The sequence below is a fragment of the Leifsonia sp. P73 genome, from assembly GCF_051059105.1.
GTDB lineage: Bacteria > Actinomycetota > Actinomycetes > Actinomycetales > Microbacteriaceae > Leifsonia.
On the sequence record NZ_CP194931.1, the window covers coordinates 1,559,702 to 1,571,830 of the forward strand.

Sequence of the window (12,129 nt, forward strand, 5' to 3'; positions counted from 1 at the left end):
TACCTGCCCGGTGAACCGGGCGGGGACTTACTTGTTGATCTTGGTCACCGTACCGGCGCCCACGGTGCGGCCACCCTCACGGATGGCGAAGCCGAGGCCCTCCTCCATGGCGATCGGCTGGATCAGCTCGACCGACATGTCGGTGGTGTCGCCGGGCATGACCATCTCGGTGCCCTCGGGCAGCGAGATGACGCCGGTGACGTCGGTGGTGCGGAAGTAGAACTGCGGACGGTAGTTCGTGTAGAAGGGGTTGTGACGGCCACCCTCCTCCTTCGAGAGGATGTAGGCAGTGCCCTCGAAGTTGGTGTGCGGCGTGACCGAACCCGGCTTCACGACGACCTGGCCGCGCTCCACGTCCTCGCGCTTGGTGCCGCGGAGGAGCAGACCACAGTTCTCGCCGGCCCAGGCCTCGTCGAGCTGCTTGTGGAACATCTCGATACCCGTGACCGTGGTCTTCTGCGTCGGGCGGATGCCGACGATCTCGACCTCGGAGTTGATGGCGAGGGTGCCGCGCTCGGCGCGACCGGTGACGACGGTGCCACGACCGGTGATCGTGAAGACGTCCTCGATCGGCATCAGGAACGGCTTGTCCTTGTCGCGCACCGGGTCCGGGATGGACTCGTCGACGGCGTCCATGAGGTCGAGGACCGACTGGACCCACTTCTCGTCGCCCTCGAGAGCCTTGAGGCCCGAGACGCGCACGACCGGGGCGTTGTCGCCGTCGAAGTCCTGGCTGGAGAGCAGCTCGCGGACCTCGAGCTCGACGAGCTCCAGGATCTCCTCGTCGTCGACCATGTCGGACTTGTTCAGCGCGACGAGCAGGTACGGAACGCCGACCTGCTTGGCCAGCAGCACGTGCTCGCGGGTCTGAGCCATCGGACCGTCGGTGGCGGCGACCACGAGGATCGCGCCGTCCATCTGAGCGGCACCGGTGATCATGTTCTTGATGTAGTCGGCGTGACCCGGGGCGTCGACGTGCGCGTAGTGACGCTTCGGGGTCTCGTACTCGACGTGCGAGATGTTGATCGTGATACCACGCTGACGCTCTTCCGGAGCCGAGTCGATCGACGCGAAGTCGCGCTGCACGTTGGTCGCCGACGGGTACTTGTCAGCAAGCACCTTGGAGATCGCCGCGGTGAGCGTCGTCTTGCCGTGGTCGACGTGACCGATGGTTCCGATGTTCACGTGCGGCTTAGTCCGCTCGAACTTGGCCTTAGCCACTGTGGTCCTCCTCAGGACTCTCGTGCAGACACCCCGGTCGACGGATTTCGACCGGAGGGCCTACGGGATTGGTTTCTTATGTTACGGGATGTTGCCTGGGAGCAGTGACCGAGGTCACTCGCCCTTGCTCTTCTGGACGATCTCGTCGGCCACAGCCTTCGGGACCTCCGCGTAGCTGTCGAACTGCATCGAGTACACCGCACGGCCCGAGGTCTTGGACCGCAGGTCGCCGATGTAGCCGAACATCTCGGACAGCGGGACGTTGGCGCGGACGACCTTGACGCCGCTCGCATCCTCCATGGACTGGATCTGTCCACGGCGGGAGTTGAGGTCGCCGATGACGTCGCCCATGTACTCCTCCGGCGTACGCACCTCGACCGCCATGAGCGGCTCGAGGAGCACCGGGTTCGCCTTGCGCGCAGCCTCCTTGTAGGCCATCGAGCCGGCGATCTTGAACGCCATCTCCGAGGAGTCGACGTCGTGCGAGGCACCGTCGACGAGCGTCGCCTTGACACCCACCGTCGGGAAGCCGGCGAGCACGCCGACCTGCATCGCGTCCTGGATGCCCGCGTCGACCGAGGGGATGTACTCGCGCGGGACGCGACCGCCGGTGACGGCGTTCACGAACTCGTACGAGGTCTCCGGGGTCACCTCGAGCGGCTCCAGGGTGATCTGCACCTTAGCGAACTGACCGGAACCACCGGTCTGCTTCTTGTGGGTGTAGTCGTACTTCTCCACCGTGCGGCGGAGGGTCTCGCGGTAGGCCACCTGCGGCTTGCCGACGTTGGCCTCGACGTTGAACTCGCGCTTCATGCGGTCCACGAGGATGTCGAGGTGCAGCTCGCCCATGCCCTTGATGACCGTCTGACCGGTCTCCTGGTTCTGCTCGGTGCGGAACGTCGGGTCCTCTTCGGCGAGCTTCTGGATGGCCGTGCCGAGCTTCTCCTGGTCGGCCTTGGTCTTCGGCTCGATGGCGACCTCGATGACGGGCTCCGGGAAGGTCATCGACTCGAGGACGACCTGGTGGTCCGGGTCGCTCAGGGTGTCACCGGTGGTGGTGTCCTTGAGGCCGATCACCGCGTAGATGTTGCCGGCGGTGACGAAGTCGACCGGGTTCTCCTTGTTGGCGTGCATCTGGAAGATCTTGCCGATGCGCTCCTTCTTGCCCTTGGTCGAGTTCACGACACCGGCTCCGGAGTCGACGCGGCCCGAGTACACGCGCACGTAGGTCAGGCGACCGAAGAACGGGTGCACGGCAACCTTGAACGCGAGTGCCGAGAACGGCTCGGTGGCGTCGGCGTGGCGGAGGATGACCTCCTCCTCGTCGCGCGGGTTGTGCGCCTCGATGGCGGGCACGTCGAGCGGCGACGGGAGGTAGTCGATCACGGCGTCGAGCATCGGCTGCACGCCGCGGTTCTTGAACGCGGAACCGCAGAGGACCGGGTAGATCTCGTTGTTCACGGTGAGCTTGCGGATGGCCGCCTTGATCTCCGCGACGGTGATCTCCTCGCCGCCGAAGAACTTCTCGAGCAGCGCGTCGTCGGTCTCGGCGACGGTCTCCAGGAGGCGGTTGCGGTACTCCTCGGCCTTCTCCTGAAGGTCGGCCGGGATCTCCTGGACCTCGTACTTGGCGCCCATGGTCACGTCACCCTTGGCGTCGCCGGGCCAGACCAGCGCGCGCATCTCGACCAGGTCGACGACGCCGACGAAGTCGGACTCGGAGCCGATCGGGAGCTGCATCACCAGCGGCTTGGCGCCGAGGCGGGAGACGATGGTGTCGACGGTGAAGTAGAAGTCGGCGCCCAGCTTGTCCATCTTGTTGACGAAGCAGATGCGCGGGACGACGTACTTGTCGGCCTGACGCCACACGGTCTCCGACTGGGGCTCGACGCCCTCCTTCGCGTCGAAGACGGCGACGGCGCCGTCGAGGACGCGGAGCGAGCGCTCCACCTCGACGGTGAAGTCGACGTGACCCGGGGTGTCGATGATGTTGATCTGGTTCTTGTTCCAGAAGCAGGTGACCGCGGCGGACGTGATGGTGATGCCGCGCTCCTTCTCCTGCTCCATCCAGTCGGTGGTCGACGCGCCGTCGTGCGTCTCACCGATCTTGTGGTTGACGCCCGTGTAGAACAGGATGCGCTCGGTCGTGGTGGTCTTGCCGGCATCGATGTGGGCCATGATGCCGATGTTGCGGACCTTCTTGAGGTCGGTGAGCACGTCCTGTGCCACAGGGATTCCTCCGAAAAATAGAGAGTGGAAGGGGTGCCGCCCGGGCGCGGCGCTCCTAGGAGTGCAACGCCCGGACGACGAAAAGTGTTACCAGCGGTAGTGCGCGAAGGCCTTGTTCGACTCGGCCATCTTGTGCGTGTCCTCGCGGCGCTTGACTGCAGCGCCCAGACCGTTGGAGGCGTCGAGGATCTCGTTGGTGAGACGCTCGGTCATCGTCTTCTCGCGACGACCCTTGGCGTAGCTGGTGAGCCAGCGCAGCGCGAGGGTGTTCGCGCGGTGCGGCTTGACCTCGACCGGCACCTGGTAGGTCGAGCCGCCGACGCGGCGGCTGCGGACCTCGAGGGTGGGGCGGATGTTGTCGAGCGCCTTCTTGAGCGTGACGACCGCGTCCTGGCCGGACTTGGTCGAGACGCCCTCGAGCGCGTCGTAGACGATGCGCTCGGCGAGGCCCTTCTTGCCGTCGAGGAGGATCTTGTTGACGAGCTGGCTGACGACCGGCGAGCCGTACACCGGGTCGGCGACGACGGGGCGCTTCGGAGCGGGACCCTTGCGAGGCATTACTTCTTCTCCATCTTCGCGCCGTAGCGGCTGCGAGCCTGCTTGCGGTTCTTGACGGCCTGGGTGTCGAGCGCGCCACGGACGATCTTGTAGCGGACGCCGGGCAGGTCCTTCACACGGCCGCCGCGGACGAGCACCATCGAGTGCTCCTGCAGGTTGTGGCCCTCACCGGGGATGTACGCGGTGACCTCGGTCCCGTTCGAGAGCTTGACACGCGCGACCTTGCGGAGCGCCGAGTTCGGCTTCTTGGGGGTGGTGGTGTAGACACGGGTGCACACGCCGCGCTGCTGGGGGTTGGACTTCAGGGCGGGAGCCTTGGTCTTGGTGACCTTCGGCGACCGGCCCTTCCGAACCAACTGCTGAATGGTTGGCACTGAACTTCTCCTTTTATGGACTGCACGGTGACAGTTGTTGCTTTTTCCCCGCACCCCGAGCGACCCGCTTCGCGGGCGACCGAGGAGTTGGGGAGTATCGGACCGATGGCCGATATGCCGTGGGGGCGGTGATTCCGTGCGGTCTCTCCGCCCATCGGATGAGTACGTGCCGGCTCGCTCGGTGTCGGCTCTCGCGAGCACACAGCAAGCGCGCGACAGAGCGCACACCCGATAAATACTATCGTCCGCGCGGTGGGCGGTCAAATGAGCGAGGGCGTGCTAGCGCGCTGTCCGCGGACAGCGAAAGGGAGGCGCACGGTGAAGTCCCGGGTGATCGCCGGCGGCCCCGATGCACGGCGGTGACGGTCGCCCGCGCGGGCCGGAGTCTGTCATCCACTATATATATGCCAATCTTTCCCGGTGCAGACCTTCGAACGCGCCGTCCTGGGCGGCCTCCAGCTCGACCGGGCGGACCTCGACGAGTCCAGCCGCCATGTCATCGACCTCGCCCGGGCGGACGGCGGGATCGTCGTCACCTCCAACGTCTCGATCTCGCGCCACCTGCGCACCGTCGGCCTCCCCGAGCTGGAGGACCAGACCTCCTTCTGGACCGTCGACGGCGTCCCGCTCACCTGGCTGCTGAGGATCGCGGGCAAGGGCCGGTTCCCGCGCGTCACCGGGACGGACCTGATGAACGCCGTCATCGCGCATCCGGACGCGACCGACCTGCGCGTCGGCATCGTCGGGGCGCACGCGGCCGAGGCGGAGGCGTTCTACCGCGCGCGGGGCCACGCGCACGTCCATGGAGCGGCCCTCCCGTTCGCCGAGCCGGGCAGCCCGGCGCTGATCGACGCCGCGAGCGCGTTCATCGAGCGGGTGCGGCCGGACGTGCTGTTCGTCTGCCTGGGCTTCCCGAAGCAGGAGCGCCTGATCCTGGAGCTGCGGACGAGGCACCCCGAGGGCATCGTCTACATCGGGGCCGGGGCCGCGGCGCAGATGAACACCGGGCACTTCCCGCGCGCGCCGCACCTGATGCGCCGGCTCGGGCTGGAGTGGGTGTGGCGGATGGGGCAGGACCCGTCGCGCCTCGTCAAGCGCTATCTGCTCCAGGACCTGCCGTGGCTCGTCGGGATGATCCCGGTTGCTCTGATCGAACGGGTGCGGAGCCGGCGTGGAAAGCCCGTCACGCAGCCGCGTCCGCTCGGTGCGGCGTCCGGAGCGGCGGAGCGCTCTGCGACCGAGCGCGCCGACCGGGCCGCGTAGCCGGTCAGGCCCTCGTCACGCGCCCGCCTGCGCTCCCGGCCCACTGTCCGAGATCAGCGGGGTGAAGAGCGCGCCGCCGCCGTCGAAGGTCAGCATGCCGTGGAAGTCGAAGCTCCACGGGTCGGTGTAGCCCTGGCCGGTCGCCCCGTCGGACTTGCGCGTCAGCGTGGCCTCCGCCGAGATGCTGCCCGACGTGCTGTCGACCGTCCAGCCTCCCGTCGTCCACACCGGGTCGATGGTGACGTCCGGCCGGGTGTGGAGCTGCCAGCGCACGTCGCTGATGTCGTCGGCGGCGCTGTCCGCGTAGGTGCCGAACGGGCAGTGGGCCGGCACCGCGTCGTGGGAGGCGACGCACCCGTCCAGCCAGGCGTTGATCGCGGTGCGCGCCGCCGCCTGGCCGCCGTCGGAGAGCCGGGCGGTGAACACGGTGGGTGAGAGGGCGCTGCCGGCGGGGGTGGTGGTGATGGCGCGCAGGGGGACGTCGAAGTTCGCGCTCGTCGAGACGAGCTCGACCGGGTAGGTGCCGGGCAGCGCGCGGAGGGTGACGGCGGCGGCGAGTGGCATGCTCTGCGGCTTCACGCCGGCGACCGTGTACTGGATGCCCGCCGGGCCCTCGACCATGAGGTCGACGGTGTCGGGCTCGATGCGGCCGAGGCGCCAGAACGGGAGCCCAGGGAGGCCTCCCGCCTTCTCCACGACGAACGAGCGGTCATACGTGCGATCACCCTGCGTGATCTGCGCCTGCACGGTCGTGGTGGCGCCGCGGGTGATCGGGGACTGCACGGTGAACGAGCTGATGCGGTCGGTGATCTTCGAGTAGGCGGCGTCGTTGAGCAGCACATCCCCGCTGTTGGCGCGGATCCCGGCCAGCTTCATCGCCGCCTCCGCGTTGCCGTGCTCGAGCTCGCCCAGGTACTGCGCGACCAGCGTGCGCGGGAGGTTTTGGATTGCGACGACCGCCGACAGCGACACGGTGACGCCCGCGGCGGTGACCAGGAGGGTGACGGCGGCGATGAGGGCGATGATCCAGCGGCCCGCGTGCGAGCGCCGGGGTCGGGCGGGTGCGGGTGCGGGTGCGGGTGTGGAGAGGATGTCGTCGTCCGGAAGGGCAGGGGCAGGGGCGTCGGACATCGGAACCTCTCTCTCGGGTGCCCGCAGTGTATCGGCCGGGGGTGGACCGCCGCGTCCACCTGTTCGGGTCACCCCGTGGGCTATTCGTCGTCGGGCCGCTCCCACGGCCAGCGCGGCCTCCCGCGCTGCCGGAACCGGCCGACGAGGACGAGCTGGTAGAGCAGCATGATCAGGAAGGCTGCGGCGCCGGCGGTGAGGGCATAGGGGCTGCCGAGCTGCCCGGCGGCGAACAGCGCGAAGTGCAGGACGTCGCCGGTCGCGAGCGCGCCGGCCACTCCCCCGGTCAGGCAGTACGCGAGGTAGCAGGCGACGCCGGCGCCGAGCGCGTTGAGCGGCGCGATGCGCTGCTGGTCGCCCGGCACGCGGACCCCGGTCAGGATCAGCAGGATGAGGAGCACGGCCACGGTCACACCCGTCATGACCGGCCCGACCAGCGGCCCGGCGGCCTGGTCCGGGATCACCTCGGTATTCGTCCCGAGCGAGATCAGCCCGAACGCCGCGACGAGGACGGCCAGGTAGAGGCCGGCGGCGAAGCAGGCGACGACGATGGCGTAGGAACGCTCCTCACGCATGGGAGCCCCCTCGAAAGCGGTTCGGGCGAAAGCGGTTCGGGACGGTCGGTCAGTACCCCTGAGCGTACGCGTTGGCGGCCTGGTTCTGGGCGTCGGCGAGCTGCTGCTCGTAGTCGGCCTGGGCCTCCGCGTTGCGCGCCTTCAGCTTGCGTCCGCGCGCGGCGAGCCAGGCTCCCGTCCACACCGACATCTCGCGGGCGATGACGCCGGCGAGGACCGCGAACGGGTTCACCCAGACGCGGCTGAGGATGAGCGCCTGCTCGTCTGCGTTGCGCGACAGGTAGTGGGCGTCCGAGAGCTCGGCGCCGATGTAGACGAGGTAGACGAAGATCGCGACGAACAGTCCGCCGAGGATGTACGCCCACCAGCGCGCCCGGTTGATGATCTGGATCAGGACGACCATCCCGACGAAGAACGCCACGATCGGCGCCCAGCCGGCGAGCTGCGTCGTGAAGTACTGGGTGAGAACCGGCAGGAACTCGCTGCTCGGCGTGAGCATCGCGCCGACGACGACCACGGCGACGGCCCAGAGCACGGCGAACGCCACGGTGCCGACCAGGGCGATGAGGATGCCCATGCCGCGGTTGCTCTTGCGCTTGGGCGGCTCCGGGCGCTGCAGGAAGATCGGCGCGACCGGCTGCGGGATGAACGGCGGAGGGGTCTGTGCGGGAGCGGCGGCGGCGGTGGCCTCGCCCTGCGGTGCGGCGGGCGGCTGCTGTGCCTGCTGCTGGGTCGCCTCCTGCGCTGTCGCCTGCTGCGCTGTCGCCTGCTGGGCGGCCTCCCCCGCGATGATGACCGGTGCGGCGGACTGCGCCGGAGACGCGGTGTCCACGGTCGCGTCGCCCGCGGCGGTGGCGCCGGGCTCGCTGGAGGAGCGCGCGACGGCCGCCGCGACGTCGTCGGGCGACGAGGTCACGGGCTCCGGCTCGATCGCCGCGGTCGGCGGGGTCGGGGCGGGGGCGGCAGGCACCTCCGCGGCTGCGTCGTCCGCGGGACGGTTGAGGTGGCCCCGGGCGGACACCGGCGCCGACGGCGGCACGCTCATCTCCGGGTCGGTGTCGTGGGGCTCGCCCGCGGGAGCGGGGGCGGGTTCGGCGTTCGGTGCGGGCTCGGCGGCGGCCGACTCGGCCGGCGCGGTCGCGGGCGGGGTGGCAGGTTCGACCGACCCCGCTTCATCCCGCTTGTCGGCGGGTTCCGGTGTCGTGTCGCTCATGCTGGCACTCCTCGCTGCGCCCCCGGTGGGCACCCTGTGATGTGGTGCCCACTGTAGCAACGGGGGGCGGCAGGGCGAGGGAGGTTCAGCGGGAGGGCGGTTACTTGGAGGGGGTGGGAGCGGGAGTCGGGGCGCCCTTGGTCGGGGTCACGACGAAGATGAGGCCGGTGATCGTCGTGGTCTCCGAGCCCGCACTCGGCTTGCCTGCGGTTCCGCCGGACGAGGCCGTGGAGGTGTTGATGCCGCTGACGAGGAACAGTCGCTTGCCGGTCTGGATGCCGTTCACGAACGAGAGTCCCTGCGCATACGTGCCCTTCACCGTCAGGGTGACCGCCAGCGACGAGAAGTTCACCGAGGTGAGCTTGGAGCTCGTGACGGGAGGCATTCCCGCGACCGGCGTGGGCGAGGGGGTCGGAGTCGGCGTCGGCGTCGCTCCCGGCGACGGAGTCGCGGTCGGCGACGGAGTCGCGGCACCTCCTGTCGGCGCAGGCGGCGAGACCGGCTCGTAGGGCTTGGCGTCGGCGACAGAGATCCCGGCGACGGTCACGCCTGCCGCTGAGCCGAGGGCGTCGACCTCGTCGACGAAGGCGGGAATGGCCGTGTCGCTCGGGACCGAGTCGGAGAGGTCGCTCAACTGGGCATTGAGCTCGTCGAGATTCGCGTAGTCCTTCTTGAGCGAGGCGAGGGTCGCCTCCTGCTTCGCGTTGAGCGCCTGGACGTCCGCGCGCTGCGACTCTGCGGTCGCCGCGCTGGCGAGCTGGGGGGCGATGCCGAGGAACCAGCCGAGGCCGAGGGCGACGATCATCAGCAGCACGGACCCGGCGATCCAGATCTTGTTCTTGTCCACGGTCACTTCCCCGCTTTCTGCGAGAAGCGGTTCGAGAACGCCTTCTCGTCGACGTGCATGGTGATGGTCACTGTATAGACGCCGGTCTGGTCGAGGTTCACCGAGCCCGGCAGGGCATCGGCATATCCGGGCAGCGTCTTGAGGGCGTCGAGCCAGGACGGCACCGCAGGAAGGGACGGGCTCTGCGCCGTGAACACGATGGTCGCGACCCGGGGTCCCTGCAGCGACGCACTCGACTGCGGATACAGCTCGATGGGCGTCGAGGAGTCGACGTTGACGCCGGTGATCGTGACGTTCGGCGGCAGCGTGGCCTGCACGTTCTGCAAGTACGGCGTCCACGCGATCTCGGTGGACGCGCCGACCTCCTGGGCGGTCTTGATGAGGTCCACCTGGTCCTGCACGGTGCGGACCTTCGCGTAGGTCGTCTCCTGCTTGAGCAGTCCCTGCGTCGCGGCCTGCTCGGTGGCCAGGTTGTGCTGGGCTGTGGCCGCCGTCGAGCTCGCCCACAGGATGCCGAGCGCCACGACCACGACCACGGCCACGACGCCCAATCCGAGCCTGCCGCGGAGCGCGGCGGCGTTTCGGTCGGCCATGACCTCCGGGGGAAGGAGGTGGACGCGCGGCTCGGCCCCGATCACGATGCCGTCATGCCGGGGAGCGCGTCCGGTCGAGCCGCCGGGTGCGGCCTTCGCCTTCTGCCTGCCCTTCGTGCGCGCTGGAGTCTCGGTCTCGGCCGGCTGCCCGGCGTCGCCGGCGAGGTCCTTCCCTTCGCGTCCGGAGCGCTTACCGGCCCTGCGGCCCGTCTCCGGCTTCTCCGCTGTCTGAGTCATGCTGCGCTCCCCACCGCGAGTCCGAGTGCCGTGCTGATCGAGAGGCGGTCGCGGGAGAGTTCCCCGCCCGCGACCTTGGACGAGACCTTGACCGCTGCCAGGGCGTCGCCCACGGAGACCGGGAGTCCCGTCACCCGCGAGAGGTTGTCCGGAAGGCCGGTCAGATGCGAGCCGCCGCCGCTCAGCACGATCTGGCCGATCGGCTGGTCGGGACGGGTGTTGGCGAAGAACGAGACCGTATTGCGGAGGCTGTTCAGCAGCTCGCCGGTCGCCCGGTAGATGATCTCGACGGCCGGGTGGTCTGCGGGCTCCGGGTTCACGGCCAGCCCCAGCCGCTGCTTGGTCCCCTGTGCCTGCGCCAGGTCGATGCCGAGCCCGGACTGCAGCGCCCGGGTCGCATCCTCGCCGCCGGCCGGGATGATGCGCACGAACTGCGGCACTCCGTCCGCAGCCATCACGACGCTGGTGGTGTTGGCTCCGATGTCGATCAGGACGACGCCGCCGCGGATGCCGGGCCGGGAGACGAGCACCCGGCTGACGGCGAAGGGGATGAGGTCGACATCGACGACGGTCAGCCCCGCCAGCTTCGCGGCGGCCACCTTGTTGGCCACCGCCTCCTTCACCGCGGCGACGAGGAGCCCGCGGATGCCGGGGCCGTGGTCGGTGACCGCCTCGGCGACGGGGTAGAAGTCGAGCAGCGCGTCGGCGACCGGGACCGGCAGCATCTCCTGCACCTGGAACGGCAGCGACTCCCGGATGTGCTTCAGGGGCGCGCGCGGCACGGTCAGCTCACGGGCGAACACCCGCTGGTTGCCCACGCCGAGCACCACCTTCTTCGAGGTGAAGCCGCCGGACTTCCAGAGTCGCTTCAGCGCCTCGGCGACGGTGTTCGGCTCGACCACTTCGCCGCGCTGGACAGCTCCCTCGGGAAGCGGCGTCTGGTGGTAGCGCAGCAGGGTCGGCCGGGGCTTGTCGGCATCGGCGACTTCGACGGCGCGGATGATGTCGTTGCCGACATCCACTCCCACGATTCTGGAGGCCATCTTCATTCCCTTCTCACCGCGCCGGACTAGCCGAGCCCGATCAACGACAGATATCCGGCGGCGATCGCCCCGCCGGCGACGACACCGACCCAGGCGCCCGCCAGCATCCACGGGCCGAACGGGATGCCGCTGCGCCGGGTCGCCTTGCGGGCGAGCAGCAGCGCGACGCTGAACAGACCCCCCAGCACGAACGCGGCGAACGCGCCGATGACCAGTTCGCCCCAGCCCAGGAAGCCGAGGTAGAGGCCGAGCACGCCGGCGAGCTTGACGTCGCCGAAGCCCATCCCGCCCGGATAGGCGAGTGCCAGGGCGAGGTAGAGGAGGAACATCGCACCGGCGCCGATAGCCGCGCGCAGGAGCGCGCCGACGTCGCCGGTGAGGATGCCGGCCGCGCCGAGGAGCACGGCGCCCACGATATACGCGGGGAGGACGATGCTGTTCGGCAGCCGGTGGACGTCGAGGTCGATGAGGGCCAGGGCGACGCTGATCGCGCCGAGGTAGAGGAACGCGGCGGTGACGAGCACCGAGGCCAGGGCGTGGACGTCCAGCGCGACCGGCGTGCCCCAGCGGGCCAGCGCCCAGACAGCGATCCCGGCGAAGACGAGTCCGGTGCCGAGCTCGACCAGCGGGTAGCGCGGCGAGATGGACGCGCCGCAGTCGCGGCAGCGGCCGCGCAGCACCAGCCAGGAGATCACCGGGATGTTGTCGTACCCGCGGATGCGCGCGCCGCAGGAGCCGCACGCGCTCGGCGGCGAAACGATCGAACGGCCCGCGGGGACGCGGAAGACGACCACGTTGAGGAACGAGCCGATGAGAGAGCCGAAGAGGCCGAGGACGACGATGGGCAT

General features: G+C 69.3%; 12 protein-coding genes. 1 reads left to right on the top strand and 11 read right to left on the bottom strand.

Annotation, left to right across the window (positions count from 1 at the left end; translation table 11 throughout):
- Positions 1-27: 27 nt before the first annotated feature.
- The 4 genes from tuf to rpsL form a co-directional block, all read right to left on the bottom strand.
- Positions 28-1,221, bottom strand: coding sequence for an elongation factor Tu (gene tuf / locus ACQ86L_RS07960; protein ID WP_055913937.1), 1,194 nt, complete (start codon positions 1,219-1,221; stop codon positions 28-30).
- A 114-nt stretch (positions 1,222-1,335) separates the two neighbouring features.
- Entirely contained in the window at positions 1,336-3,450 is a 2,115-nt protein-coding gene (gene fusA / locus ACQ86L_RS07965; protein ID WP_345834044.1) for an elongation factor G, read from the bottom strand.
- An 87-nt stretch (positions 3,451-3,537) separates the two neighbouring features.
- A complete protein-coding gene (gene rpsG / locus ACQ86L_RS07970; protein WP_345834043.1) occupies positions 3,538-4,008 on the bottom strand; it encodes a 30S ribosomal protein S7 in 471 nt (156 codons plus the stop codon).
- Positions 4,008-4,382 carry a 30S ribosomal protein S12 gene (rpsL, locus tag ACQ86L_RS07975; protein WP_055811472.1) on the bottom strand — a complete coding sequence of 125 codons (375 nt, stop codon included), beginning with the start codon at positions 4,380-4,382 and terminating at the stop codon, positions 4,008-4,010. Before rpsL ends, rpsG begins: the two co-directional genes overlap by 1 nt.
- 420 nt (positions 4,383-4,802) lie before the next feature.
- Between rpsL and ACQ86L_RS07980 the strand changes: the two genes are divergently transcribed.
- The gene (locus ACQ86L_RS07980) at positions 4,803-5,645 is read left to right on the top strand and encodes a WecB/TagA/CpsF family glycosyltransferase (RefSeq protein ID WP_434318388.1); all 843 of its coding nucleotides are present in this window, start codon (positions 4,803-4,805) and stop codon (positions 5,643-5,645) included.
- A 15-nt stretch (positions 5,646-5,660) separates the two neighbouring features.
- Here the strand turns inward: ACQ86L_RS07980 and ACQ86L_RS07985 are convergent, their stop codons facing one another.
- The 7 genes from ACQ86L_RS07985 to ACQ86L_RS08015 all read right to left on the bottom strand — a co-directional run bounded on the left by ACQ86L_RS07985 (position 5,661) and on the right by ACQ86L_RS08015 (position 12,129).
- A complete protein-coding gene (locus tag ACQ86L_RS07985) occupies positions 5,661-6,776 on the bottom strand; it encodes a hypothetical protein (protein WP_434318389.1) in 1,116 nt (371 codons plus the stop codon).
- Between the two features lie 80 nt (positions 6,777-6,856).
- Positions 6,857-7,348, bottom strand: a complete 492-nt coding sequence (locus ACQ86L_RS07990) for a DUF6121 family protein (protein ID WP_434318390.1) — start codon at positions 7,346-7,348, stop codon at positions 6,857-6,859.
- A gap of 49 nt (positions 7,349-7,397) precedes the next feature.
- Complete coding sequence (locus tag ACQ86L_RS07995; RefSeq protein ID WP_434318391.1) at positions 7,398-8,561, bottom strand: hypothetical protein; 1,164 nt, start codon at positions 8,559-8,561, stop codon at positions 7,398-7,400.
- 100 nt (positions 8,562-8,661) lie between these two features.
- Entirely contained in the window at positions 8,662-9,408 is a 747-nt protein-coding gene (pilO, locus tag ACQ86L_RS08000; RefSeq protein WP_434318392.1) for a type 4a pilus biogenesis protein PilO, read from the bottom strand.
- A gap of 2 nt (positions 9,409-9,410) precedes the next feature.
- Complete coding sequence (locus tag ACQ86L_RS08005; RefSeq protein ID WP_434318393.1) at positions 9,411-10,238, bottom strand: hypothetical protein; 828 nt, start codon at positions 10,236-10,238, stop codon at positions 9,411-9,413.
- A complete protein-coding gene (pilM, locus tag ACQ86L_RS08010; RefSeq protein ID WP_434318394.1) occupies positions 10,235-11,281 on the bottom strand; it encodes a type IV pilus assembly protein PilM in 1,047 nt (348 codons plus the stop codon). Before pilM ends, ACQ86L_RS08005 begins: the two co-directional genes overlap by 4 nt.
- 26 nt (positions 11,282-11,307) lie before the next feature.
- Positions 11,308-12,129: a prepilin peptidase gene (locus ACQ86L_RS08015; RefSeq protein WP_434318395.1), complete on the bottom strand. Its 822-nt coding sequence runs from the start codon at positions 12,127-12,129 to the stop codon at positions 11,308-11,310.